Source organism: Aquimarina rhabdastrellae (assembly GCA_947387485.1).
Lineage (GTDB): Bacteria > Bacteroidota > Bacteroidia > Flavobacteriales > Flavobacteriaceae > Aquimarina.
The window spans coordinates 200639-226139 of the sequence record CANDNT010000003.1 but is presented as its reverse complement, the minus strand read 5'-3'; the positions used below and the strand labels follow the sequence as shown (position 1 = coordinate 226139).

At 31.6% G+C, this 25501-nt stretch carries 23 protein-coding genes; 12 read left to right on the top strand and 11 right to left on the bottom strand.

Features of this window, described 5'->3' with window-relative positions; translation table 11 throughout:
• Positions 1-105: 105 nt before the first annotated feature.
• Both ACYEKI_RS08460 and ACYEKI_RS08455 read right to left on the bottom strand, forming a co-directional pair.
• Entirely contained in the window at positions 106-2622 is a 2517-nt protein-coding gene (locus tag ACYEKI_RS08460) for a DUF5686 and carboxypeptidase-like regulatory domain-containing protein (RefSeq protein WP_459210744.1), read from the bottom strand.
• 68 nt (positions 2623-2690) lie between these two features.
• Complete coding sequence (locus ACYEKI_RS08455) at positions 2691-3668, bottom strand: pyruvate dehydrogenase complex E1 component subunit beta (protein ID WP_459210743.1); 978 nt, start codon at positions 3666-3668, stop codon at positions 2691-2693.
• Positions 3669-3834: 166 nt separating this feature from the next.
• On the opposite strand from ACYEKI_RS08455, the gene ACYEKI_RS08450 reads away from it, so the two are divergent.
• The 8 genes from ACYEKI_RS08450 (at position 3835) to egtD (ending at position 11757) form a co-directional block, all read left to right on the top strand.
• A complete protein-coding gene (locus tag ACYEKI_RS08450) occupies positions 3835-4581 on the top strand; it encodes an electron transfer flavoprotein subunit beta/FixA family protein (protein ID WP_459210742.1) in 747 nt (248 codons plus the stop codon).
• A 110-nt stretch (positions 4582-4691) separates the two neighbouring features.
• A complete protein-coding gene (locus ACYEKI_RS08445; protein WP_459210741.1) occupies positions 4692-5657 on the top strand; it encodes an electron transfer flavoprotein subunit alpha/FixB family protein in 966 nt (321 codons plus the stop codon).
• A 90-nt stretch (positions 5658-5747) separates the two neighbouring features.
• Positions 5748-6353: a bifunctional nuclease family protein gene (locus tag ACYEKI_RS08440; protein WP_459210740.1), complete on the top strand. Its 606-nt coding sequence runs from the start codon at positions 5748-5750 to the stop codon at positions 6351-6353.
• 64 nt (positions 6354-6417) lie between these two features.
• The gene (locus ACYEKI_RS08435; RefSeq protein WP_459210739.1) at positions 6418-8124 is read left to right on the top strand and encodes a NupC/NupG family nucleoside CNT transporter; all 1707 of its coding nucleotides are present in this window, start codon (positions 6418-6420) and stop codon (positions 8122-8124) included.
• 137 nt (positions 8125-8261) lie between these two features.
• Positions 8262-9086, top strand: a complete 825-nt coding sequence (locus ACYEKI_RS08430) for a thymidylate synthase (RefSeq protein ID WP_459210738.1) — start codon at positions 8262-8264, stop codon at positions 9084-9086.
• Between the two features lie 20 nt (positions 9087-9106).
• Complete coding sequence (locus tag ACYEKI_RS08425) at positions 9107-9529, top strand: energy transducer TonB (RefSeq protein WP_459210737.1); 423 nt, start codon at positions 9107-9109, stop codon at positions 9527-9529.
• Positions 9530-9622: 93 nt separating this feature from the next.
• Positions 9623-10783, top strand: a complete 1161-nt coding sequence (gene egtB, locus ACYEKI_RS08420; protein ID WP_459210736.1) for an ergothioneine biosynthesis protein EgtB — start codon at positions 9623-9625, stop codon at positions 10781-10783.
• Positions 10784-10791: 8 nt separating this feature from the next.
• Positions 10792-11757 (top strand): L-histidine N(alpha)-methyltransferase, encoded by a 966-nt coding sequence (egtD, locus tag ACYEKI_RS08415; protein ID WP_459210735.1) that lies wholly within the window; start codon positions 10792-10794, stop codon positions 11755-11757.
• Between the two features lie 77 nt (positions 11758-11834).
• On the opposite strand, the gene ACYEKI_RS08410 is transcribed toward egtD, so the two are convergent.
• The gene (locus ACYEKI_RS08410; protein WP_459210734.1) at positions 11835-12932 is read right to left on the bottom strand and encodes an aminotransferase class V-fold PLP-dependent enzyme; all 1098 of its coding nucleotides are present in this window, start codon (positions 12930-12932) and stop codon (positions 11835-11837) included.
• A gap of 99 nt (positions 12933-13031) precedes the next feature.
• On the opposite strand from ACYEKI_RS08410, the gene ACYEKI_RS08405 reads away from it, so the two are divergent.
• From ACYEKI_RS08405 to fabD, 3 genes are all read left to right on the top strand, one after another.
• Complete coding sequence (locus ACYEKI_RS08405; RefSeq protein WP_459210733.1) at positions 13032-13457, top strand: 2TM domain-containing protein; 426 nt, start codon at positions 13032-13034, stop codon at positions 13455-13457.
• Positions 13458-13529: 72 nt separating this feature from the next.
• Positions 13530-14009, top strand: a complete 480-nt coding sequence (locus ACYEKI_RS08400; RefSeq protein ID WP_459210792.1) for a dihydrofolate reductase — start codon at positions 13530-13532, stop codon at positions 14007-14009.
• A gap of 65 nt (positions 14010-14074) precedes the next feature.
• Positions 14075-14956, top strand: a complete 882-nt coding sequence (fabD, locus tag ACYEKI_RS08395; RefSeq protein ID WP_459210732.1) for an ACP S-malonyltransferase — start codon at positions 14075-14077, stop codon at positions 14954-14956.
• 51 nt (positions 14957-15007) lie between these two features.
• On the opposite strand, the gene ACYEKI_RS08390 is transcribed toward fabD, so the two are convergent.
• The 8 genes from ACYEKI_RS08390 to ACYEKI_RS08355 form a co-directional block, all read right to left on the bottom strand.
• The gene (locus ACYEKI_RS08390; protein ID WP_459210731.1) at positions 15008-15769 is read right to left on the bottom strand and encodes a DUF5995 family protein; all 762 of its coding nucleotides are present in this window, start codon (positions 15767-15769) and stop codon (positions 15008-15010) included.
• Between the two features lie 11 nt (positions 15770-15780).
• Positions 15781-17061, bottom strand: a complete 1281-nt coding sequence (locus ACYEKI_RS08385) for a metal-dependent hydrolase family protein (protein WP_459210730.1) — start codon at positions 17059-17061, stop codon at positions 15781-15783.
• A gap of 90 nt (positions 17062-17151) precedes the next feature.
• On the bottom strand, positions 17152-17931 hold the full coding sequence (locus tag ACYEKI_RS08380) for a hypothetical protein (protein WP_459210729.1): 780 nt from the start codon (positions 17929-17931) through the stop codon (positions 17152-17154).
• Positions 17932-18014: 83 nt separating this feature from the next.
• A complete protein-coding gene (locus ACYEKI_RS08375; protein WP_459210728.1) occupies positions 18015-20939 on the bottom strand; it encodes a DEAD/DEAH box helicase in 2925 nt (974 codons plus the stop codon).
• 140 nt (positions 20940-21079) lie between these two features.
• On the bottom strand, positions 21080-22213 hold the full coding sequence (locus tag ACYEKI_RS08370; protein ID WP_459210727.1) for a DegT/DnrJ/EryC1/StrS family aminotransferase: 1134 nt from the start codon (positions 22211-22213) through the stop codon (positions 21080-21082).
• A 103-nt stretch (positions 22214-22316) separates the two neighbouring features.
• Entirely contained in the window at positions 22317-22838 is a 522-nt protein-coding gene (locus tag ACYEKI_RS08365) for a YceI family protein (RefSeq protein WP_459210726.1), read from the bottom strand.
• Positions 22839-22939: 101 nt separating this feature from the next.
• Positions 22940-23836, bottom strand: a complete 897-nt coding sequence (gldA, locus tag ACYEKI_RS08360; RefSeq protein ID WP_459210725.1) for a gliding motility-associated ABC transporter ATP-binding subunit GldA — start codon at positions 23834-23836, stop codon at positions 22940-22942.
• 88 nt (positions 23837-23924) lie between these two features.
• Positions 23925-24386 (bottom strand): Lrp/AsnC family transcriptional regulator, encoded by a 462-nt coding sequence (locus ACYEKI_RS08355; RefSeq protein WP_459210724.1) that lies wholly within the window; start codon positions 24384-24386, stop codon positions 23925-23927.
• A 161-nt stretch (positions 24387-24547) separates the two neighbouring features.
• On the opposite strand from ACYEKI_RS08355, the gene ACYEKI_RS08350 reads away from it, so the two are divergent.
• Complete coding sequence (locus ACYEKI_RS08350) at positions 24548-25498, top strand: NAD-dependent epimerase/dehydratase family protein (protein WP_459210723.1); 951 nt, start codon at positions 24548-24550, stop codon at positions 25496-25498.
• Positions 25499-25501: the final 3 nt, after the last annotated feature.

The following is a 25501-nucleotide window of genomic DNA, read 5'->3' as shown; positions in this document are numbered from 1 at the left end:
AAAAGATTAAAAATTTGATAATAATGAAACATAAAATAAGAGGAATTACAAAAAATGCCTGCAAGAAATTTCTTGCAGGCATCGGTATATTATAACTATTTTGGTTTAGAAATAGAAACCAAAAGAACCTGTTACTCCAAATTTTCTGGCATCTGGATTATCAAAATAATTACCTCTAAAGTGGAAATCAATTCTAAAGATTTTAAAAATATTTCCTACACCTAAACTGTATTCCCAATATACTTCATCATTAGGAGCTACAAGAGGAATATCACTATTGATAGTTCTAGCCGAATCTGGAATTAAATTAATATTATCTTGTGATAATTCTCCCCAAACACCTCTAATACCTACTAATTCTCTAAGATTTAGCTTTCTTAAAAGTGGAATTCTAGAGAAAATACGTCCATTAAAATTATGTTCTAAATGTAATGAGGTATACGTATCAGTTACAAATTCGTAGAAATTTAATAATGGAAATGTATTTGAAATTGATAAATAGGTTTGGTTACCAGGAACAACACTAAGTAATCCCAGAGGAACATCTCCATAAGTTTTACCAACTTCTAGAGTACTTCTCAATACTCCAAATCCACCAATTTGCCACGGTTGTTGATAGTAAAATTGTAATTTTTGATATTCAAAATCACTATCAATAATATCTTGTAAACCAAGACTTACATTTAAAAATAATGTAGCATAGTCACCGTCATTTACAATAACTTGATCTACACCATAACCCGTAGTTTTTCTACCAGGAGTGTATTTAAAATTAGCAGCAATTTCGGTTTGATTGATTTTTGAGCGTATTTGAGTAGGATCGTCTGGATCATAAAAATCGAGACTAAATAGTGATGGATCAGCAGCTTTTAAAGTACGATAAGAGCCTGTTACTCCAACAGTAAAATTCCTAAACGGTTGTATTTGCAATGAAAGAGCTGATAAGTTAATAGAGGTCAATCTACTATTATCTCCAGTAGAAATGATAGAAGAAGATGCAAGACTACGTCCTTGTACATCATTAGTATTCGTAAGACTAGCTCCCAATTGCTCTACATCTCTACGGTTACCGGCAGAAATGATGAATCGAGATTTTCTATCTAGTAACCATTTACCAGATAGACCATATTTAAATTTATTATCCTTAAAACCATATGCCCCATAACCTTCAAGGCGCCATTGATCATTACGAGTAAAATAAGTACGTCCTCCTAATCTTAACCTAAATCCTTCAATACTATTATATCCTACAGTATTAAATAGTGGACCAAAATCAAAATTATTCATCTCTATATAACCTGTAGCAAGTATACTACCTATATTATATAAGCGTTTAAAGGCCTTTACATTTTGTAGTGTATCAAGAAGTTTATAAACCTTGCGTTCATCTTTATTTAGCTCTTCAAGACGACTTTCTTGCCAGAATTTGTCATCTCGATTGTAAACATCATAATCATAAGGATCAACACGTTTTTTATAGAACTTAGGATCTTTAGGGATATCAAATTCATATTTGTCATATAAAGTAGTACGCTTTCCGTATACTCCTCTTGATTTTTCTTTTTTACTAAAAGAAAAGTCTGATTGAAAATAATCTTTGGTGATTAAAAATATAGAATCATTTAATACATCAAATTGTTGTTCTATATAAAGATCTTTTACCCAGTTGATATTAGCACTTTTAGTAACTTCTAAGTTGATGTCTTTAATAGCCCATGTAGTATCATTAACCCAGAAATCTCCTTTAAAAGTGAGTTCATTTTTACGTCTTGGATAATAAACAATATTGTAGCACCACTTATTATCAATATAAGCACTATCTGTTAATACATAATTATAAACATTGATACCTGTGCGTGAAAGTGGACTAGTAAAACTTTTGTCAAAAAACTTTAAATAATTATCATAAACGTTATAATCAGAATATAAATCTTTAACAAAAGCAATAAGAGTTTGATTATTACTAAAACCAGAAATTTTATTTCCTAATAATTCTTCTTTTTCTTGTTTAAGCTCATTGTCACCATAGACTTTAGAAATAGCTTCATTCAAGAAGAGTGGGAGATAAGTTTTACCTGTAATCTTAGAAGTATCTACTTCGTTAAAGATAAACTCCATCCCTTTAAATATTCTACTTTTGATTAAGGCGCTGTCAATAGTATTTAAGTCAAACTCAATTTTCTCGTATTTATCATAGCGATATTGTTTGAATTTTTTAATACCGTTTTGACGTCTGTTTTTCCATATTTTACGAAGGATATCAATAGCAGGATTATTCTTTTTTGAAGTTTTACCTTTATAAATAAAAACCTGATCTAATGAGTTAGCTTCTTCTTCAAGAGTAACTTTAAGATTATACGTTGTTGACTTTTTTAAGGGGATAGTTTTTGTGGTAAAACCTAAAAATGAAACTTTTATGCTTTTATAAGTTTTGTCAGATTCCATATAAAAATTACCATTTTCGTCTGTAATGGTACCTATAGTAGAATTGGTGAAAACAATATTAGCAAATGGAACGGGTTGATTGTTGTTATCATAAACATGCCCGCTAACCTTAGTTTGAGCTTGTAATGAAAGGCAACAAGCTAAAAAGAATAAAACGCCTAAAAATGTATATTTCATAAAATATTGGGCTAAAAAAAAACTTCATTGTTACGAGTAATGAAGTTTTTAAATTTATAGTAAGATTACTATTTATACATTACTTTTTTAACAGCATTAACTACATCTGTACTATTAGGAAGCCATTCTTTTAAAAGAGCTGCCGAATATGGAGCAGGTGTATCTGCTGTATTAATTTTTAAAATTGGTGCATCTAAATAATCAAAAATATTCGATTGTACTTGATACGTTATTTCTGAAGCAACATTAGCAAAAGGCCAAGCCTCTTCAAGAATAATCAATCTATTAGTTTTCTTTACAGAAGCAAAAATAGCTTCTAAATCTAATGGTCTTACCGTTCTTAAATCGATAATCTCACAAGAAATATTTTCTTTAGCTAATTCATCTGCAGCTTTATAAGCTTCTTTAATGATTTTTCCGAAAGAAACGATAGTAACATCACTACCTTCTCTTTTGATATCAGCAACACCTAATGGAATAGTGTATTCTCCTTCTGGCACTTCTCCTTTATCACCATACATTTGCTCACTCTCCATAAAAATAACGGGATCATTATCTCTTATTGCAGACTTTAACAAACCTTTAGCATCTTGTGGTGTAGAAGGAACAACAACTTTTAAACCTGGGCAATTAGCATACCAATTTTCAAAAGCTTGAGAGTGCGTTGCACCTAATTGACCAGCAGAAGCAGTAGGACCTCTAAAAACAATAGGAATATTAAATTGACCACCACTCATTTGACGCATTTTTGCAGCATTATTAATGATCTGATCAATACCTACTAATGAGAAGTTAAATGTCATAAATTCAATGATAGGACGATTACCATTCATTGCACTACCTACACCTATACCAGCAAAACCTAACTCTGCAATAGGAGTATCTAATACACGATCAGGGCCAAATTCGTCTAACATTCCTTTACTAGCCTTGTAAGCCCCATTATATTCGGCAACTTCTTCACCCATTAAATAGATAGACTCATCTCTGCGCATTTCTTCGCTCATTGCTTCGCAAATCGCTTCTCTGAATTGTATCGTTTTCATTTATTTTATAGTTATCTTTGACATAATTAAGGAAGCAAAAGTAACAATTAATACTTGCTTTATTCCTAAGAAATATTAAAAAATTTATTATGCGTGCATAGTAAATAACATATTTTATTTGTATTTTCGTCCTTATTATTAAATTCTTAAAAAACACCCATATAAAATGAAGATATTAGTATGTATTAGTCATGTACCGGATACAACGTCAAAAATTAATTTTACAGATAATGACACTAAGTTTGATACCAACGGTGTTCAATTTGTAATAAATCCTAATGATGAGTTTGGACTTACACGAGCTATGTGGTTTAAGGAAAAACAAGGGGCAAGTGTAGATGTAGTAAATGTAGGTGGTGCAGAGACAGAACCAACACTTCGTAAAGCTTTGGCTATTGGGGCTGATAGTGCTATTCGTGTAAATGCAGAAGCAACAGATGGATTATTTGTAGCAAAACAATTAGCACAAGTAGTAAAAGATGGAGGTTATGATTTAGTAATCGCAGGTAGAGAATCTATTGATTATAATGGAGGTATGGTACCTGGATTATTAGCAGGAATATTAGATGTTAATTTTGTTAATACATGTATTGGGTTAGAAGTTGAAGGTGAGGCTGCTACAGCAGTGAGAGAAATTGATGGAGGAAAAGAAACTTTAGCAACAAAATTACCATTAGTAATTGGTGGACAAAAGGGATTAGTAGAAGAGAGCGATCTTCGTATTCCTAATATGAGAGGAATTATGATGGCTCGTAAAAAGCCATTAAAGGTTGTAGAAGCAACAGCTGCTTCAGAAGCGACAAAAAGTGTTCAATTTGAAAAACCAGCACCAAAAGGAGACGTTAAATTAGTATCTCCAGACAATATAGATGAGTTGGTAGATTTATTACATAACGAAGCAAAAGTAATCTAAAAAAATAGCTAATCTTATTTTTTGTACGAATACTATATCGATATAGTAAATCTAAATTTTAATTAAAAAACATTGAGAACACATCTCAATATTTAAAAAGCATAAAAAACATGTCAGTTTTAATATATACAGAAAGCGAAGGAGGAAAATTAAAAAAGGCTGCTTTTGAAGTAGCTTCATACGCAAAAGAAATTGCGCAATCATTAGGAACAACAGTAACAGCAGTAGCTATTAATGTAGAAGATTCTTCGGCTCTAGGAACTTATGGTGTAGATAAAGTTTTAGAAGTGAAAAATGATGCTTTAAATAACTTTAATGCCAAAGCTTATGCAGATGTTTTGGCTAAAGCTGTAGCAAAAGAAGAAGCAAAAGTTGTTGTTGTAAGTTCAAGTGCAGATAGTAAATATTTAGCGCCATTGATGGCAGTAAAATTAGATGCAGGATATGTATCAAATGCAGTGTCATTACCAGAAAGTACAGCGCCATTTAAAGTGAAACGTATGGCATTCACAAATAAAGGGTTTAATATTACAGAGATTACAACAGATATAAAAGTGATCGGGTTATCTAGTAATGCTTTTGGATTAAAAGAAAACACTGGAGCTGCTACAAGTGAAGCTTTTGAAGCAACTATTGAAGGGAACTTAGGTGTAGAAGTAACAGCTGTAGATAAAGCAACAGATAAAGTATCCATTGCAGATGCAGAAGTAGTGGTTTCTGGAGGTAGAGGATTAAAAGGTCCAGAAAACTGGGGAATGATAGAAGAACTAGCAGATATCTTAGGAGCTGCTACAGCTTGTTCAAAGCCAGTAAGTGATATGGGGTGGAGACCTCATAGTGAGCACGTAGGGCAGACAGGAAAACCTGTGGCAACAAATTTATATATAGCAGTTGGAATTTCAGGAGCAATTCAACATTTGGCAGGAATTAATTCAAGTAAAGTTAAAGTTGTAGTAAATTCTGATCCAGAAGCTCCGTTTTTCAAAGCAGCAGATTATGGTATAGTAGGAGATGCTTTTGAAGTTGTTCCAAAACTAATAGAAAAATTGAAAGAATTTAAAGCAAATAACGCATAATTTTTTTTAAATTGTGCCCATATTTAGGGCTGTTTGAACTTAAGGTAAAAGTCCATGGTTCAAACAGCCTTTTTATATTTAAAGAAAATTATGAGCTTAGTTCGTTTGAACATTAAAGGGATATCATACAGCCAAACGCAAAATGGCGCGTATGCACTAATATTAAGTGAAGTTGAAGGAGAAAGGAAATTGCCTATAGTAATAGGAGCTTTTGAAGCTCAATCTATAGCAATAGCCTTAGAAAAAGAAATTAAACCCCCTAGGCCTTTGACTCATGATTTATTTAAAAACTTCGCAGATCGATTTGAGATTTTAGTGAAGCAAGTGATTATACACAAATTAGTAGATGGAGTATTTTACTCTAGTATTATTTGTGAACGTGATGGTATAGAAGAAATTATAGATGCTAGAACTAGTGATGCTATTGCTTTGGCATTGCGTTTTCATGCACCTATTTTTACCTATAAAAATATTTTGGATCAAGCAGGAATATATCTCAAAGTTAATCCTAGAGAAGAACAAGAAGAAGACTTTTCTGTAGAAGATTTGATTGCAGATGAAATAGAACAAAGTGAAGAAACTAGCTTTAAAGAATTATCTCTAACAGAGTTACAACGTATGTTAGGTCAGGCAGTTCAAGATGAAGATTATGAGTTGGCTGCAAAAATTAGAGATGAAATTTCTAAGCGACAATAAACAATACTATTAAGTATTCAAATCAATTTTATATCTTTCGGCACTAAATTCATTATAATTAAGGATGATTAAAAAAATACTAGCGCTATTTACGCTTTTATTAGTAGTAAATACTTTGACAGCTCAAACGATTGAGAACAAGTGGTTATTGGAGAATGTACAATCTGAAGCTGGTCAGATCCAAAAAGGAAATGAACAAGATTTTTTACAATTAGAAAAAGGTCTTTTTGAATATGATTTTTCTAGCTCAAACGAAGCGCTTAAAGGAGATTACTTACAACAAAATAAAGTATTATTATTCTTTCCTCAGATAGCAGAAGACTCTATAGTAAAATACAGTATTACTAATCTTACAGATTCTACTTTAGTTTTAAAGAAGAAAGGGATAGTATATAATTTTGTTAAGCATGAAGAAAAAGAAGCAGTAGCAGCTGTTTCAACAACAGAAGTAAAAACATTAGTACCTAATCAAGGATTTACATTTACGAGTTTTTGGAGAGGAGTGCTAGGAATGATCGTACTACTATTTGTAGCATATATCTTTAGTAGTAATAGAAAAGCTGTAAACTGGAAAACTATAGGAATAGGACTTGGAGCACAATTATTATTAGCGATAGGGGTATTGCGTATAGAATTTGTTCAAAAAGCTTTTGAGTTTGTAGGAGGACTGTTTGTGTTAGTACTAGATTTTACAAGGTCAGGAAGTGAATTTCTTTTAGGAGGATTAATGAATGTAGAGAGTTTTGGATTTATTTTCTTATTTCAAGTATTACCTACAATTATATTCTTTTCAGCCTTAACATCGGTATTATTTTACTTAGGAATCATTCAGATTGTTGTTAAAGGAATGGCTTGGGTATTGACAAAGTTAATGGGAATATCTGGAGCAGAGAGTTTAAGTGTAGCTGGTAATATCTTCTTAGGACAAACTGAAGCCCCATTGATGATTAAAGCTTATCTAGAGAAAATGACACGTTCAGAAATATTGCTTGTAATGATAGGTGGTATGGCAACTGTAGCAGGAGGAGTTCTAGCAGCTTATATAGGATTTTTGGGAGGAGATGACCCAGTACTAAGATTACAATTTGCAAAGCATTTATTAGCAGCATCTGTAATGGCAGCTCCAGGGGCTATTGTAATCTCAAAATTATTATATCCTCAACAAGAAGAAGTAAATACAAATGTAGAAGTATCTTCAGAAAAAATAGGATCAAATATACTTGATGCCATTGCTAATGGAACAACAGAAGGATTGAAATTAGCAGCAAATGTAGGAGCAATGCTTCTAGTGTTTATTGCCTTTATAGCTATGATTAATCATGGATTAGGGGTAATAGGAGAAGTAACTTCACTAAATACATTTTTAACTGAAAATACACCTTATGATAAGTTTTCTCTTGAATCTATATTAGGTATTGTTTTTTCTCCTTTGATGTGGCTTATAGGTGTTGCCAAAGAAGATATGATGCTTATGGGGCAATTATTAGGAATCAAATTAGCAGCAAGTGAATTTGTTGGATATATTCAATTAGCAGAATTAAAAAATCCAGCAAGTGCTATTAGTTTAACCTATGAGAAGTCGGTTATTATGGCTACTTATATGTTATGTGGTTTTGCAAATTTTGCTTCTATAGGAATTCAGATCGGAGGAATAGGATCTTTAGCACCAGGACAAAGAAAAACATTATCAGCTTTTGGATTAAAAGCGTTATTAGGTGGATCTATAGCGTCATTACTTTCTGCTACAATAGCAGGAATGATTATCGGATAAGTAAAAATAATTGCTTTTTTCTGATGAAATGATAGTTTTTTTAAGATAAGGGGTGGTAAAGTGTTAAAAGAATTTTTGGTTGCTATATTTTTGTATATTAGCATTAAGTTAACATTTTAAACCCCACAAATTATCGGATGAAACAATACTTGGACCTGGTAAAGCATGTATTAGAAAACGGAAACGAAAAAGAAGATCGAACAGGTACAGGAACTAAGAGTGTCTTTGGATATCAAATGCGATTTGATTTGAGCGAAGGCTTTCCTTTGGTGACTACTAAAAAACTTCATTTAAAATCTATTATTCACGAATTATTGTGGTTTTTAAAAGGAGATACTAATATTAAGTATCTACAAGAAAATGGTGTTCGTATATGGAATGAATGGGCCGATGAAAACGGTGATTTAGGACCAGTATATGGTCATCAATGGCGAAACTGGAATAGCGAAGATATAGATCAAATTAAGGAAGTTATTACGACCTTAAAAAAGAATCCAGATAGTAGAAGAATGCTTGTTACTGCTTGGAATCCAAGTGTATTACCCGATACTACAAGATCATTTTCAGATAATGTAAATGAAGGAAAAGCTGCCTTACCCCCATGTCATGCTTTTTTTCAGTTTTATGTAGCTAATAATAAACTGTCATGCCAATTGTATCAACGCAGTGCAGATATTTTTTTAGGCGTGCCATTTAATATAGCTTCTTATGCATTATTAACAATGATGGTCGCCCAAGTTTGTGGGTATGAAGCAGGAGAGTTTATCCATACATTGGGAGATGCTCATATTTATAATAATCATGTTGAGCAATTAGAATTACAGTTAACGAGACCCCCTAAAGAATTGCCAATCATGAGATTGAATCCAGAGGTGAAAGATATTTTTGGCTTTGTTTTTGATGATTTCACTTTAGAGAACTATGATCCACATCCTCATATTAAAGGAAATGTGGCAGTTTAACCCAAATTAAACGAATTATTATGAGAGTAGTATTACTAATCTTAACCTTATGTTTTTCAACATTAACACATGCTCAAGGTATTGTCTTATCAAAAGAAAGTGCTACAGATAAAGGGGTAAGTCCGATTTGGCCAAAATGCGAAAAAAGCAACCAAGATCCATCGATTTGTTTTGATAACCAATTGCGATTGCATATTATAAGAACATTTCAATATCCAGAATTAGCATTAGAAGATAAGCTAGAAGGAACTGTAACCGTTGAGTTTATTATTAATCAAAAAGGAAAAGTTGAAGTTGTAGATGTTCAAGGCGGGCATCGTTACTTACAGAGAGAAGCTATCCGTATTATTAGGAAAATACCAAAAATGAAACCAGGTAAATGGGGTAAAAAACCGATATCCGTGGCATACATAACGCCTATTACGTTTAGAAAACCGCAATAAACTTTTAACAAGGGATTAACTCAACACACAAAGTTGAGCAAATCAAAAAGCTTAAATTTGAGTGTATACATTAAATTGGTATACACTTTTTTTATGAATATAGATTTACAAGCCTTTTTTAAGGAAACCCGCTTAAAGACAGAAAAAATATGCGAACCATTAGCTGTAGAAGATTATGTTGTTCAACCTATAGTAGATGTTTCGCCTCCTAAGTGGCACTTAGGGCATACTACATGGTTTTTTGAAGAATTCATTCTTGTAAAATATGATGAGAATTATAAAAGATTTCATGAAGAATATGCTTTTGTATTTAACAGTTATTATGAAAGTGTAGGAAAACGAGTAATCAGAACTAATCGAGGTAATTTATCTAGACCGACTGTAGACGAAATTTATCGTTATCGTCATTATGTTACAGAAGCTGTGTTGAGAGTTTTGCAAAAGAATACTACAGAAGAGATTGCTCAATTGCTTGAAATAGGAATCCACCATGAGAAACAGCATCAAGAACTTTTATTAACAGATATTAAATATATCTTAGGTAATAATCCTTTGCTACCAGCATATAAAACTTCTTTTAATGAGAATCCGAAATTAATTAGCAAAACAAACGACTATGTTAATGTGGAAGAAGGGATATATGAAATAGGGCATCGAGAAGAGGGATTTTGTTATGATAATGAATTAGGGTTACATAAGGTATATGTGGATTCTTATCAAATAGCAAAAGACTTAGTTTCAAACAAAGAGTATATTGCTTTTATTGAAGATAAGGGGTATCAACAAACCTTATTGTGGCATGCAGAAGCTTGGGATTGGATTCAAAAAAATAAAATAGAATCACCGTTATATTGGCATAAGATTGATGACGAGTGGCATCAATATACCTTGGCTGGATTACAGAAAATAAACCTTCAGGCTCCAGTAACACATATTTCGTATTTTGAAGCATTTGCTTTTGCAGAGTGGTCAGGTAATCGATTACCTACAGAATTTGAATGGGAAATTGCTCAAGAAAAATTTGAATGGGGCGATCGATGGGAATGGACAGAAAGTGCATACTTACCATATCCTAATTATAAAAAAGCACCAGGTGCTTTAGGAGAATATAATGGAAAGTTTATGGTTAACCAAAAAGTATTAAGAGGAGGCTCTATAGCAACACCATCTAATCATACACGACCTACATATCGTAATTTTTTTCATCCACAATTGAGATGGCAATTCACAGGATTGCGTTTGGTTAAAGTTTAAAAAAGAATATGGAAGAACTAAAGAAAATAGTTGATAATACTTTTGAAAGAGAAATATTAGAAGGATTAACATCCTATCCTAAATATATATCATCAAAGTTTTTTTACGATAAAAAAGGAGATGAGCTTTTTCAAAAAATCATGGAGCTACCAGAATATTACCTTACTCGATTAGAACACCAAATTTTAAAGGATAATAAGGTTGAAATTGTAAAAAGTTTCGATCCTTCAAGAGAAGGTTTTGATCTTATAGAGTTAGGAGCAGGTGATGGTAAAAAAACGAGAATCTTATTAAAAGAATTGGTTGATAAACAATATGATTTTACATATAAACCAATAGATATAAGTCAGAATGCAATTGATGGATTAGTGTCAAAACTCAATGAAGAATATCCAACTATGGATATAGAAGGAGAAAGAGGAGAGTATTTTGAGGTTTTACAACGATTAAATACCTTGAGTAATAGAAAGAAAATTATCATGGTATTAGGATCTAATATAGGCAACTTGTTGCATCCTAAAGCTATAACGTTTTTGAAACAATTGCGAGAAGCTATGCATGATCAAGATTTTGTATTTATAGGAATGGATCAAAAAAAGAATCCACAAAAAATCTTAGATGCGTATAATGATGAAAGTAAAGTTACAGCTGCATTCAATAAAAATGTATTGAGTAGAATTAATAGTGAATTAGGAGGGAATTTTGATTTAGATAAATTTAAACATTGGGAGACATACGACCCAGAAACAGGAACAGCCAAAAGTTACCTTGTAAGTTTAGAACAACAAGAAGTTGATATAAAATCATTATCTTTAAATATAACTTTTGATGCTTGGGAAACTATACATACAGAGATTTCTCAAAAATACGATGAAAAAACTGTTCGTTGGATGTCAGAACAATCAGGATTAAGGATATTAAAATCATATTCAGATATAGAAAATCAATATAAAAACTATATTTTTAGTAAGTAAATTAGCTTACAGTATAAAAAGAACAAAGAACGAAGGGAAAAACCGAATTTAAGTGTTAAATAAAAGCACTATCATAATTATGATAGTGCTTTTATGTTTTTTAAAGCAAAAACTAAACGATCTATATCTTCTGTAGTATTATAAAAATGTATACTTATTCGAATTCCATTGGGTTTTAACGAAGTAATTATTTGTTGTTCTTTTAAGTAATGATGTAATTCTTGACCACCTTTAATATGAACTATAGAACCGTGATTTTCTCTTTTTAAAACTATGGGAGAGAGCAATCCTAGTTTTGTGAACTCTGCTTGTAGGTAGTTTTTTAATAAAGCATGTTGATCAGTAATAAAATCCATTCCTATAGTAGATAAAAAAGATAAAGAACGTTGTAAACTACCAAAATTGAAAGTATCTAAATGACCAGGTTCAAAGCGAGCTTGTAAATCTGTATATGTAGCAGGGTATTTATCTTTATAAGAATCGTTGCGATAAGATAATGGCGTTAACTGCTCTAATATACCTTCTTTAAATAATAGAAAACCATTACCATAACCACCTAATAACCATTTGTATCCACTACAACCTAAAACATCAATTCCAGAATCTTTAAAAGAAAAAGATTGTGTTCCACAAAATTGAGTACCATCGGCAATTAAAAGCAAATCAGGATACGTTTGTTTGATTTTTTTTATAAAAGACAAATCAAGAGCAATACCCGTTAAATATTGCACAATACTAAAAACAAAAACATCTGGACGTTCTTTTTCTATTGTACTAAGAATAGCATCTTCTACAATCACCTCTGCATCAATAGAGACAAAACAAGTATTAAACCCTTTACTGGTAATAGCAAAATTAATAGAAGGATAATCATCATCAATTAATAATATTTTATTTGATTTTGAAAGACCATCAAATAAAATATTAAAACCTATAGAACAATTAGTATTAAGAGTGACTTGACTGATAGTAGTATCAAAAAAATGAGCTATAGAAGAACGAACATTAGATAAAAACAATCGCTGATCATCTCTAAAAATACTTCCTTCATTGATGAATTCTTGATCATGTTTTTTTCTAAAATTAGCTAAGTCATTAAATACAATGCCAGAAGAAGCTGTATTGAAATATGTTTTTTGAGAAAGTATGGGGAATTCTTTCCGAATGTTTTCCATAAAACTAAGATTGAAAAGTGATAATAACCTACTAATGTTAAGATATCTCATAGACAAAAAAAGATTATCTTTAACTTAGCATGATCTAATATAGAGAATATGTTATTTAAAAAGAAAAAAGTACAAGAAATAGATATAACACAAAAAGAAATGTTTGAGCATGCACAGCAACGTATCAAGCAAAAGAAAAGATTATACCGTCATTTTGTTATATTTTTATTAGGTTCTTTTTTTATGATTCTCATGAATCTCGTTTTAAAAATAGGAGGAGATACTAAAATAATGGGGATAGATTGGTTTGTTTATGGAGTGTTGATTTGGAGTTTTTTAATGCTCTTCCATACCATAGATGTTATCTTTTTTAAAAAGTTTATGGGAAAAGAATGGGAGGCAAAACAAATGAAACGTTTAGTAGAAAAACAAAAGAAAAGAATTGCTCAAATGGAGGAACAACTAGGAGTAAGACAGCAGCAACAATTAGATACTACCAAAACAATCATTTATGATAAAAATGAAGAAGCATAAATTTAAGTTTTAATATAAGAGAAGAATAAAAATAAATCAACGAATAAAAAAAGTATACTAGTGAAAATAACAATGATAGCTGCTGCTGGAGAAAATGAAGCTTTAGGAAAAGACAATGATCTTGTATGGCATTTACCAGATGATTTTAAGAGATTTAAACAGTTGACTACAGGACACCATATTATTATGGGGCGTAAAACTTTTGAAACATTTCCCAAGTTGTTACCTAATCGAGTACATATAGTAATTACTAGAGATAGAAATTATACAGCAGAGGGAGTTATTATTGTACATACAATAGAAGAGGCTTTAGCCAAAGTTGAAAACGATGAGAATCCATTTATAATAGGTGGAGGAAAAATATACACATTAGGTATGCAATATGCAGATTGTATAGAGCTAACTCGTGTGCATGGAGATTTTGAAGCAGATGCTTTTTTTCCGATTATTAATGAAAACGATTGGGAAATAGTTGAGAAAGAATATCATGAAAAAGATGATAGACATGCATATGCTTTTACATATTTAACATATGAGAGAAAGAAGCAATAAAAATGAAAAGTTGCTTGATTGCTGAGAATGTGTATTTTTGTCAGCAATTCTAAATTTAGAAAATAATGAATGCATATATATTTCCAGGTCAAGGAGCACAATTTACAGGAATGGGACTTGATCTTTATGAAAATTCTGAAGTTGCCAAAGAGTTATTTGAAAAGGCAAATGAAATTTTAGGATTTGAGATTACAAAGATTATGTTTGAAGGGACAGCAGAAGAGTTAAAACAAACAAAAGTAACTCAGCCAGCGATATTCTTACATTCAGTAATTTTAAGTAAAGTATTAGGGGATTCATTTAAACCTGATATGGTAGCGGGACATTCACTAGGAGAATTATCTGCTTTGGTAGCAAATGGAGTATTGAGTTTTGAAGATGGATTAAGATTAGTTGCCAAAAGAGCAATGGCAATGCAAAAAGCGTGCGAGCTTCAAGCATCAACTATGGCAGCAGTTTTAGGCTTAGAAGATGAAGTAGTAGAAAATGCTTGTAAAGAAATAGAAGGTATTGTAGTAGCTGCAAATTATAATTGTCCAGGACAGTTAGTAATCTCTGGAGAAGTTGAAGCAATTGAGAAAGCTTGCGAAGTAATGAAAGAAAAAGGAGCAAGAAGAGCTTTGATGTTACCAGTAGGAGGAGCTTTTCACTCTCCGTTAATGGAACCAGCAAGAGAAGAATTGGCGGCGGCAATAGAAGCAACTACATTCAATACACCTAGTTGTCCAATCTATCAAAATGTGACAACTACAGCAGTTACTGATCCAGAAGAAATTAAAAAGAATTTAATCTTACAATTAACAGCACCAGTAAAATGGACACAAAGTGTACAGCAGATGATTACAGATGGTGTGACATCATTTACAGAGGTTGGTCCAGGTAAAGTATTGCAAGGTTTAGTAAAGAAAATAGATAGAAGTATGACTACAGCGTCTGCTACACTATAATTTTTCGAAAGATAAAAGGAAAGCCTAAGTTTAATGACTTAGGCTTTTTTGTTATTTCATTTGAGAATTTAGAATCTTTATCTTTTCAGAAACAGATCCACGTTCGCCCAAGCGTATAATTTTAAATAAGGTACTAGCGATCCATCCTGGATGAATAATAAGATCAGCAATCTTAGTCACTTTTTTATCGCGATCTAGAATCAAAGTATGTTGATCATTACTATTTAATGGGGCAAGTTCTGTAGCAAATTTCCATGCACCATCTCGTGCTAATTCCATACTAAAATTAATTAGGAATGAGTCTAGTTTTTTAGAAAGTTTTAAAATCCATTTTAAGGTAGGCCAAATTGTTGATAATTCATGCTCGACTTGTCCCACTAAATCAGCAAGGATAGTATTGATTTTATTGAAATCATTGTGTAAATTATCGATACTTTCTCCTGGAGCTACTTGAGCAGCTGCAATACCTAGATCTAAATTGATATGAGCATTCATACCTAATAAAAGATGTTGTAATACAATAGGCCAAAATTTATGAGTTGCTTTAAAAGCGACAAGCCAACAAGAACTAAGTGAAGTATTGTTTTTATAAGAAGTATAAGCTTCTAGATAACGATTAGCAAAAATAACATCTAGTTGTTCCATTCGTTTATTGTCATCAAAGAAGTTTTGTTGAGCAATACCTTCTTTAACTTTGATAGTCACTTTTAAATAAAGAGCAGCAAAGTATCCCATAGGATCGTTGTTTTCTTCACTTTCTTTAATAATAGTTTTTAAAAAAGAAATGACTTCGTCAATTGTTTGAGCTTGCATCCGCTTTTATATTATTGTTTATACACTTTACCTTCTTTCATAACAAAAACTACATCTTCTAGCGTATTGATTTTTTGTGTAGGATCATCATTTACAGCTATAATGTCAGCGATAAACCCAGTTTTTATTTGTCCGAGTTGATCAGTCATATTAAGAATTTTTGCGTTGGTAACCGTTGCACTTTGTATCGTTTCTATAGCAGGCATACCTGCCTCAACCATAAAAGCAAATTCTTTGGCATTATAACCATGTTCATATACACCAGCATCTGTACCAAAAGCAATACCAACTCCGCGTTTGTATGCTTTACTAAAGGTATTTTGGATTTTAGGACCAATTTCTAATGCTTTAGGAACAATGATTTCAGGATAATACCCTTTAATTTTAGCTTTTTCAGAAACTTCTTTTCCTGCGGTAATTGTAGGTACTAGATAAGCGTCGTGCTTTTTCATCAAATCCATAGTTGTTTCGCTCATCAATGTTCCGTGTTCAATAGTTTTAACACCACCAATAACAGCACGTTGCATACCTTCATCTCCATGAGCGTGTGCTGCTACATGAAATCCATAATCACTAGCAGTTTTACAAATAGCTTTAATTTCTTCGATAGTAAATTGAGGATTAGAGCTACTCTTGGCTACACTTAAAACACCTCCTGTAGCAGTGATCTTGATAACATCTGCTCCGTTTTTATAACGTTGTCTAACTGCTTTTTTTGCATCATCGACACCATTAACAACTCCTTCTTTAGGTCCAGGATTACCCATAAGTTTTCTACTACTACCATTAGTAGGATCTGCATGCCCTCCTGTAGTAGCCAGAGCTTTGCCGGCAGTAAAAATTCTAGGACCTACAATTTTACCTTTATTAATAGCTTTTTTTAAAGCGATATTAACTCCACTACCACCTAAATCTCTTACAGTAGTAAATCCTGCTAATAAAGTTGTTTTTGCAAAACCTACAGAATTATAAGCTACATCAGCTTCATTATTTGTATAACGTTCAATATATTTATTAGGATTGGTTTCCTCTTCAAGATGCACATGCATATCTATAAGCCCAGGCAATACTGTTTTATTTTTTAGATCAATAGTTTGATCTCCTTTTTTCTTTGTATTGGCGTAACCGTCTTTAATGTCGATAATACGATTTCCTTCAACAATAACTGTTTTTTCTTTAAGAACAGTTCCAGATTTTGTATCGATAAGTTTTCCGCAATGTATATAGGTTTTTTGAGCATGAGTGCATAAAGAGATTGCAAAAGCAATCAAAAGAGTAGTAATTGATTTCATATACTAAGTATTAAAATTCTTAAAAGCAGAAGATACTCCTTTCTTTTTAAAACAAGTATCAAGTAAATGTTAATGTGACTATTTCTAGAATTAATTACTAGAGCCGCCTAAAAATATCCCTTTGATTTTATTGATAATACTTTCTAGAATACTAAAAATCGCATCAGAAGAGAAACCACCTATAAGAGCCAATACCCCTTTGTTAAAAAGATTAATACCATTAACATCATTACTCTTATAAAAAGAAATGATTTCAGACATGATGAGTCCCGCTATAATACCTAAAACGATTAAAGAAACATAATAGACCGTGTCTTCTTGAATTAAGGTACCATTTTTTACGCCTTTACTCACATTTTTAAGTAAATAGAAAATAACTCCTAAGCCTGCTATTGAAGTGAGGAATCCAATATTAACTAAAAGCGAAAAACCGTTGTTGTCGAGAATTCCTTTGGCTAGAGAGTTATTGTTGACCTCTGGAGATAATCCTGTAAGTATAAATGTTATTAAAAAGAATATAGATAAAAAAATAAGGTTTCGTATGAGAGGGAGTTTTGTAAATAATGATTTTTTCTGATTTTGTTGATTAAGAGATTTCGTATATTCAATTGACTTGGGAGTTGCTGGGGCTATATTTTTACATAAAAGATTATGCGCTTGGATAAGATCTTCTACAGAGCTATTCTGTATTAATGTAATTACATCGGTATTAATAGTGATTCCGTTATAAACAGCAAAAGAAAGCATATTGTTAATCTCTTGACTAAGTTCATGAATAACACGTTTTGAGATTCCAGGGGTTTCATGAACAGTATCGGTAGTAGCTTGAGTAGTTACTTTAGGCTTCTGGGTTAAAGTACTAGTTTCCATAGTTGATTTTATGATTAGGTACTATAAAGCTAATAAATATATTGAAAATCAAACTAGGGATATATGCGTGTTTTTACATTGTATTATTTTAAAAGTTGATCTAGTTCTTGATCTATATATTGCGGAATAGCATCTGTAGCGATGATATCGTCTGATAAGCTTTTTTTCTTATCCTGAAGTTTCATGATTTTTTCTTCAATAGTATTTTTAGTGATAAATTTGGTGACAATTACTTTGTTTTGCTGACCTATACGATGTGCTCTAGCTATAGCTTGTTTCTCTATAAAAGGATTCCACCAAGGGTCTAAAAGAATTACATACGAAGCTTCGGTGAGATTAAGCCCAGTTCCACCCGCTTTAAGAGAAATAAAAAATAATAAGATATCTTCTTGAGTCTTAAAATTAGTCACAGCTTGTTTACGTGCATCACTATGATCTTTTCCTGTAAGAGAAGCATATTTGATCCCTTCTTGAATACACCATTCTTGATATAAATTGAGATGAGATACAAAGGAACTAAAAATTAGAACTTTTTTATTAGCTTTAATTAAGGTCTCTAGATAATTTGTTACATCATTAAATTTACCTGAATCTATAGGTTTGTCAAGTAATCTAGGATGATTAGAAAGTTGACGTAATTTAGTCAACGTATTAATGATATGTATCTTATTGTTAGAAACTAACTTGTCAATTTGTAAGAGATGATTACGTGCAGCTGACTTTTCGATTTCATATACTTTTTCTTGATCAGGAAGCATTTCTGTATAGATAACGTGTTCTAATACTTCTGGTAGATCTTTGGCAACCTGTTCTTTTGTACGTCTAAGAATAAAAGGTTCAATAAGTTCTTTTAATTCTTTAATTTTTTCCTCGTCTTGTTGCTTTTCGATTGGAGTTTTAAAATAACGCTTAAAAAAGGCATAACTTCCTAACATTCCAGGATTGATAAATTCCATTTGAGCCCACAAATCTGATAAGGAATTTTCTATAGGAGTACCACTAAGCGAAATTTTATGTTGAGCATCAATGCGATTGATACTGTTAAAAAGCTTTGAATCTTTATTTTTGATTTGTTGACTTTCATCAATGATTAGATGCGAAAACTCAAAACGCTCTAGAGCTTCTATATCTTTAAGTACCGTATGATAGGTAGTTAAAATAACATCATAATTATTAAGATAAGGAGTTAATTTTTTACGATCACTACCTGTGTAATTAGCGATGCTAAAATGAGGAGCAAATTTAAGTAACTCTTGCGCCCAATTAAAAACCAATGAAGAAGGTAAAACGATAAGTGTTTTTAGATATGTTTTTACCTCGAGTGGTGTAGCAAATAAATCAAATTGCATTACCTCAGGAGTAGTCTCTTGAGGTTGTAGATGATCTTTTGTATTTACTAGTAAGGCTATAGTTTGTAATGTTTTACCTAATCCCATATCATCTGCAAGACAAGCGCCCAATTGTTGTTGGTAATGATTAAGTAACCATGTTACACCTTCTAATTGATATGGGCGTAGTGTAGCCTTGAGTAAAGGAGACGTCTTGTATTGAATTGTTTGCTTTTCATCAAAAGCAATTTTACTAGGGTCAATGACTTTTTTTAATAAGGTGTAGTTGCTTTTTGGGAGCTTTACTTTATGATCCTTTACCGTAACAAAATCAGTTAATCTTTTATATTTATGCATCCATGCCGTAGGAATGATAAATTGAGTTCCATTTGATAACGGATAATAGGGATTATTATCTCTAATAAAGGGGATGAGTTTTGCAAACGGAATTTCAAAAGTTCCTAGAGATACAAGCCCTTTAATATCAAACCAATCTTCGTGCGTAGCACTAGTTAAATCAAGAGAAGGTATATCACTATTGATTTCTTGATTATTAATGATGATGGGAGCCAAAGCAAAACCAAGCTTTGTTAAATCGTTTTTGTGATGATTAAACCATTGTAAAATAGCAAAGGAATCACCTTCTATAGTGGATGCTACTTCAAAATGATGAGTAGGAGTTTGAACTAATCCTAATTCTAATAGGTTTTTGGCTATTTCAGTTTCAGCAGATCGATTGCGTTGCGTTTGTAGTAATTGTAAAGTGTTATGTTCATCAAAAGCAATTTCGGATATCGTATTTTTAGTTTCGCTATAAGCGAAAGTACCAGAACCATAATCAAAAATAATATCGCCTATTAATGTATTAGAAATAAAATCATGTTCGATTTTAAAGGTGAATGCGTGAATTTGATTCTTTTTTATAATATTAAAACCTTTTGAGATTACATCCACTTTTTTGATTACTGATGTGATCACTTTTTCAAAATAAATACGAGTGTTTTTCTCTTGAATATGAATAGTATCTTTATCTAAAAAAGGCTTTAGTTTATTAGCATTAAGGCGATCCAAAGAAAAAAGCTGTTGATCCATATAAATCCAAGCAGGATCATTGAGTAGAATTTTGATGTCGTGTTTGCAAGGCAAAAGATGTTTGTCCTCTTTTTTAAGAAAAAATGAATAATCAATGCCCTCGTCCGTTTTTGTGAATGATAGAAGTGCTTCTACAGGATTTTTTCCATAGTGAACCCGTTTTATTTCTACAGGATTTTTTCTTAAAGCCTGTAAACTTAAAGGGTATTGTTCTTTATATAATACATCATAGAATATAGCGAGTTTTCTATGAATATAATTAGTAATCATTTTGGCTACATCACTCAAATGCATCAACTCTTCTATAGTTTTGATTTTACGTTTTCCTTTAGGTTGAAAACGAAGGGTTAGTGCTTGAGTTTTTAAATCTTGGCAAATACCCAGTAACCGTTGATGAGAGGTGTTTTGATAAAGAATATTATAACTGTCTAAGACTTCAGGAAGTGCTTGTTTTTCTATGTAACCTAAAGTTGTTTTTCCATTAAGTTCTTGTAGTGATACAATTTGAGCTACAGGAATTAAAATTGAAGAAAAAGAAACAGTAGTGAGGTTATAACAAATACAAAATGAAGGCGCAGCAGTTTGCAAGATAAAATAGATTTAGGGGTTAAATACTATTGCATAGTAGTGGTACTAATACCTAAAAACAAACAACTCCCTAAAAAGGGAGGTGTTTATAATATTTTGAAAATGAATCGATCTAAAAAAATAGATGGTTTCAAGAAAGATTAAGCGTTTACAAAATCAATTACTGTTTTAGTAATATAAGCGATTTGTTCATCATCAAGCTCTGTATGCATAGGTAAAGAGAAAACCTCTTTTACTAATTGATTTGTAACAGGAAAATCTGCTTCGTTATAACGTTCATCTGCATATGCTTTTTGACTGTGAAGCGGAATCGGATAATAAATTCCGTGAGGAATTCCTAATTCTTGAAAATGAGCAGAAAGTGCATCGCGTTTTCCATTAGTTATTTTCAAAGTATATTGATGAAAAACATGAGTGTCTGCGTCACTATGAATATACGGAGTAATAATATGTTCTTGACCTTCAAAAGCAGCTGTATATTTTGCGGCAGCAGCTTTGCGAGCATCATTGTATTGATCTAGTAAAGGTAATTTTGCACGTAATACAGTTGCTTGAATAGAATCTAAACGAGAATTTACTCCTACAACATCATGGTGATAACGTTTATACATACCGTGATTTACAATTCCGCGAATAGTATGAGCTAGATCGGCATCATTTGTAAAGATAGCACCACCATCACCATAGCATCCTAAATTTTTAGATGGGAAAAAAGAAGTAGAAGCAACATGACCTATAGCTCCAGTTTTTGTAGTATCTCCATTAGCAAAATGATAATTAGCACCAATTCCTTGAGCGTTATCTTCAATAACAAATAAATTATGCTCTTTGGCAATTTCCATAATAGCATCCATATTGGCACTTTGACCAAATAAATGTACAGGAACAATAGCTTTTGTTTTAGGTGTTATCGCTTTACGAATAGCTTCAGGATCAATATTAAAAGTATCAGGTTCTACATCAACTAATACAGGAGTTAAATTCAATAAAGCAATTACTTCTACTGTAGCAGCAAAAGTGAAATCAGCTGTAATAACTTCGTCACCAGGTTTTAACCCTAATCCCATCATGGCAATTTGCAATGCATCTGTACCATTTGCACAAGGAATTACATGAGCTACGTCTAGATAATCTTCAAGTTCTTTTTGAAAAGCATGAACTTCTGGTCCATTAATAAATGCAGCAGATTCTATAACTTCTTGAATAGAATTATTTACACGATCTTTTATATGTTCGTACTGACCTTTAAGGTCAACCATTTGTATCTTCTTCATACTCGCTTAAAATTATAACCCCACGAAAGTACAAAATATCAAAATGTAAAAGGGGAAAAAAGCGAATTATAAATGTTAATTTCAGAAATTAATAATAGAGGTATTATAGAACTATATAAAAATTAATTTTTACTTTTTTACCAATACCTTTAGTAAGAAAACTACTATTGTGTACATGATAATCCTTACGGTTGATTTCAAATTGCCCAGTTAGGATATTGTTTTTGAATAGGAGAGGTACTTTGATGGTTTTTGAAATGGATTTAATTGTTAATGTGCCAATCGCAAATAATCGTTTGTTTTCTATACTTATTTGAGAAGATTTAAAATGCATAGAAGGATAGTTTTCTATATCAAAAAAATCTTCATTTTTTAAATGCGTATCTCTTTTTTCATTTTGAGTAGAAAGATTTTTGATGTCAAGATGTGCATTTATATAGCTTTGAGATAACTGTAAGGTATCTATAAAAACATCACCATACATACCAGTAATAGTTCCGTGAGTTCTTCTCCCTATATTGCTAATATCGAATTCAGCTTTGGATAGTGACGAATTGATTACTTGTTGAGCAATAGCACAATAAGAATTTAAACATATAAAGAGATAGCACAGAAAACGTTTCATAACAATTAGTTTAGATATTTAAGAACACTATTCTAATATAGTATGAAAAATGATAGCCTACTTACAGGTTTAATCTTTTTTATATTAAAGAAATAAATGAATTATGAAGAAGTTAACTCTCTAAATAAACTTTCTAAATTTTTATTTTGACGTTTAAGTTGAAGTAGTTTTAAATCATTTTCATTGGCAAAATCAAAGATAGCAGGACGCATATCGTTTGTAGTATCAAATGTAAGTTGATACACAAAACCAACTAAATTTTTCACTTCTTTTAGATTTGGTATTTTTTTGAAGAAAGCTTCTTCTATACGATAATCAAATTCTACTTCGATAACTTGTTTTTGCTCACCTCGTAATTCGGTTAATTTTTGATCGGCAACAATTTTTCCTTTATTGATAATAATAACACGATCACACATTGCTTCAACTTCCTGCATGATATGTGTAGAGAGAAAAACTGTTTTTTCTTTACCTACAGATTTAATGAGTTCTCTAATTTCAACAAGCTGGTTAGGATCTAATCCAGTTGTAGGTTCATCAAGTATTAATACTTTAGGATCATGTAATAACGCACAAGCTAATCCTATACGTTGACGAAAACCTTTAGAGAGTTGTCCGATTTTTTTATTAGCCTCTGGAGATAATCCTGTTAATTCAATAACTTCTTCAATACGAGTAGTTGTTACTTTGTATATTTTGGAATTAAAAGAAAGGTATTCTCGTACATACATTTCAAGATATAAAGGATTATGCTCTGGTAAATACCCTATATGTTGTTGTACTTCTTTTTGATGCGTAGTTACATCAAGATTGTTAACTTTTGCTACACCTTCTGTGGCTGGAAGGTAAGTGGTAAGTATTTTCATCATTGTTGATTTTCCTGCTCCATTTGGACCTAAAAAACCTACGATTTCACCTTCTTTTATATCAAAAGAAATAGCATCTAATGCTTTTTGTTGTTGATAAGATTTAGTGATTTGATTAACCGAAATTGACATGATAAAAAATTAAATACTGATTTGTAACGCTCAAAAATACACAAATCTTATAGTAGCAGTAAAGAAATGCTACAAAAGAAGTATTTTATTATATATAAAACTCTGATGTTTGCTTAATATCTTTCAATACAAAGGTACTATTCAAGACTCCTATATTTTCAATTTTGGATAGTTTATACTTCACAAAATCATGATATTCTTCGAGGCTTTTGGTGTGAATTTTTAATAAAAAATCGACTTGTCCTGCCATATGATAACATTCTTGAACTTCATCTAGGTTTTGAACTTGTTCTTCAAATTTTTCTATAAAAGCTTCATTGTGATAACGCATAGATACTTGACAAATAGTAGTAATAGAACGGTCAATTAATTTTTTGTCCAATATGGCTACATATTTTTTGATATATCCTTGCTTTTCAAGTCTTCTAACACGTTCATAAATAGGAGAAGGAGTTAAGTTAAGAAGTTTTGCAATTTCTTTGGTAGTTTTCTTAGCATCTGTTTGTAGAATTCTAAGAATGGTTTTATCAATTTGATCAAGTTGTTCCATAATGTTAAACAAATATTACTTCTAAAAGTTAGGATTGAAAGTTGTAAAAGTAATAATTATTGTAATTTTAATTGATAGCAATAATAATTGTTGAATTGCTTTGAGAATTTTATATAAATAAGGTTGTTTCGTATTTTAGTCAGGAAATAACACTTTAAAAAATGAGTGACACCAGAATTTTGATTATTGGAGCCAATGGACAATTAGGTTCAGTTTTAACCGTGGCTTTAAAAGAAAAATTTGGGGCAGATAATGTAATTGCTTCAGATTTATTTAAAAAAGATGATTTTGAAGGACAGTTTGAAATCATAGATGCAACTGATATAGAAGTTATACAAAAAACAGTTGATCAATATAATATTACCCAGATATACCACCTTGCGGCAATTCTATCTGCTAATGGAGAAAAGAATCCTTTGCGTACTTGGGAAATTAATATGAAAACACTTTTCAATGTATTTGAAGTGGCTCGTTTAAGTGGCGTAGAAAAAGTGTTTTACCCTAGTTCTATTGCTGTATTTGGAGATAATGCTCCTCAAGATGAAACTTCGCAAACAGCTTATCTAGATCCAGCAACAGTTTATGGTATTAGTAAAGCAGCTGGAGAGAATTGGGCGCAATATTATTATATGCGATATGGATTAGATGTAAGATCTGTACGTTATCCAGGTGTAATAGGGTATCAATCGTTACCAGGTGGAGGAACAACAGATTATGCAGTCGATATCTATCATAAAGCAGTATTGGGAGAAGAGTTCAGTTGTTTTTTAAATGAGGATGAGGTCTTGCCTATGATCTTTATGGAAGATGCTATAAGAGCGACTTTAGAATTAATGGATGCTCCAAAAGAAGCTATAAAGGTGCGAACTTCATATAACCTGGCAGGAACTAGTTTTTCTCCAGCAGAAATTGTAGCTTCTATACGTAAAATATACCCTGATTTTAAGGTGAAATATGAGCCTGATTTTAGACAAGATATAGCAGCAAAATGGCCAAGAACTATTGATGATAGTGCAGCAAGACAAGATTGGAATTGGAAGCCAGAGTATGATTTAGATGCGATGACAGCAACAATGATCGAAAAATTAAAAGAGCAATATAACGTACAATAAATA

What these genes read in the sequence shown, in the direction of transcription:
- ACYEKI_RS08460 (WP_459210744.1), bottom strand. Translation starts at nt 2,622, where the DNA reads ATGAAATATACATTTTTAGGCGTTTTATTCTTTTTAGCTTGTTGCCTT.
- ACYEKI_RS08455 (WP_459210743.1), bottom strand. Translation starts at nt 3,668, where the DNA reads ATGAAAACGATACAATTCAGAGAAGCGATTTGCGAAGCAATGAGCGAA.
- ACYEKI_RS08450 (WP_459210742.1), top strand. Translation starts at nt 3,835, where the DNA reads ATGAAGATATTAGTATGTATTAGTCATGTACCGGATACAACGTCAAAA.
- ACYEKI_RS08445 (WP_459210741.1), top strand. Translation starts at nt 4,692, where the DNA reads ATGTCAGTTTTAATATATACAGAAAGCGAAGGAGGAAAATTAAAAAAG.
- ACYEKI_RS08440 (WP_459210740.1), top strand. Translation starts at nt 5,748, where the DNA reads ATGAGCTTAGTTCGTTTGAACATTAAAGGGATATCATACAGCCAAACG.
- ACYEKI_RS08435 (WP_459210739.1), top strand. Translation starts at nt 6,418, where the DNA reads ATGATTAAAAAAATACTAGCGCTATTTACGCTTTTATTAGTAGTAAAT.
- ACYEKI_RS08430 (WP_459210738.1), top strand. Translation starts at nt 8,262, where the DNA reads ATGAAACAATACTTGGACCTGGTAAAGCATGTATTAGAAAACGGAAAC.
- ACYEKI_RS08425 (WP_459210737.1), top strand. Translation starts at nt 9,107, where the DNA reads ATGAGAGTAGTATTACTAATCTTAACCTTATGTTTTTCAACATTAACA.
- egtB (WP_459210736.1), top strand. Translation starts at nt 9,623, where the DNA reads ATGAATATAGATTTACAAGCCTTTTTTAAGGAAACCCGCTTAAAGACA.
- egtD (WP_459210735.1), top strand. Translation starts at nt 10,792, where the DNA reads ATGGAAGAACTAAAGAAAATAGTTGATAATACTTTTGAAAGAGAAATA.
- ACYEKI_RS08410 (WP_459210734.1), bottom strand. Translation starts at nt 12,932, where the DNA reads ATGGAAAACATTCGGAAAGAATTCCCCATACTTTCTCAAAAAACATAT.
- ACYEKI_RS08405 (WP_459210733.1), top strand. Translation starts at nt 13,032, where the DNA reads ATGTTATTTAAAAAGAAAAAAGTACAAGAAATAGATATAACACAAAAA.
- ACYEKI_RS08400 (WP_459210792.1), top strand. Translation starts at nt 13,530, where the DNA reads ATGATAGCTGCTGCTGGAGAAAATGAAGCTTTAGGAAAAGACAATGAT.
- fabD (WP_459210732.1), top strand. Translation starts at nt 14,075, where the DNA reads ATGAATGCATATATATTTCCAGGTCAAGGAGCACAATTTACAGGAATG.
- ACYEKI_RS08390 (WP_459210731.1), bottom strand. Translation starts at nt 15,769, where the DNA reads ATGCAAGCTCAAACAATTGACGAAGTCATTTCTTTTTTAAAAACTATT.
- ACYEKI_RS08385 (WP_459210730.1), bottom strand. Translation starts at nt 17,061, where the DNA reads ATGAAATCAATTACTACTCTTTTGATTGCTTTTGCAATCTCTTTATGC.
- ACYEKI_RS08380 (WP_459210729.1), bottom strand. Translation starts at nt 17,931, where the DNA reads ATGGAAACTAGTACTTTAACCCAGAAGCCTAAAGTAACTACTCAAGCT.
- ACYEKI_RS08370 (WP_459210727.1), bottom strand. Translation starts at nt 22,213, where the DNA reads ATGAAGAAGATACAAATGGTTGACCTTAAAGGTCAGTACGAACATATA.
- ACYEKI_RS08365 (WP_459210726.1), bottom strand. Translation starts at nt 22,838, where the DNA reads ATGAAACGTTTTCTGTGCTATCTCTTTATATGTTTAAATTCTTATTGT.
- gldA (WP_459210725.1), bottom strand. Translation starts at nt 23,836, where the DNA reads ATGTCAATTTCGGTTAATCAAATCACTAAATCTTATCAACAACAAAAA.
- ACYEKI_RS08355 (WP_459210724.1), bottom strand. Translation starts at nt 24,386, where the DNA reads ATGGAACAACTTGATCAAATTGATAAAACCATTCTTAGAATTCTACAA.
- ACYEKI_RS08350 (WP_459210723.1), top strand. Translation starts at nt 24,548, where the DNA reads ATGAGTGACACCAGAATTTTGATTATTGGAGCCAATGGACAATTAGGT.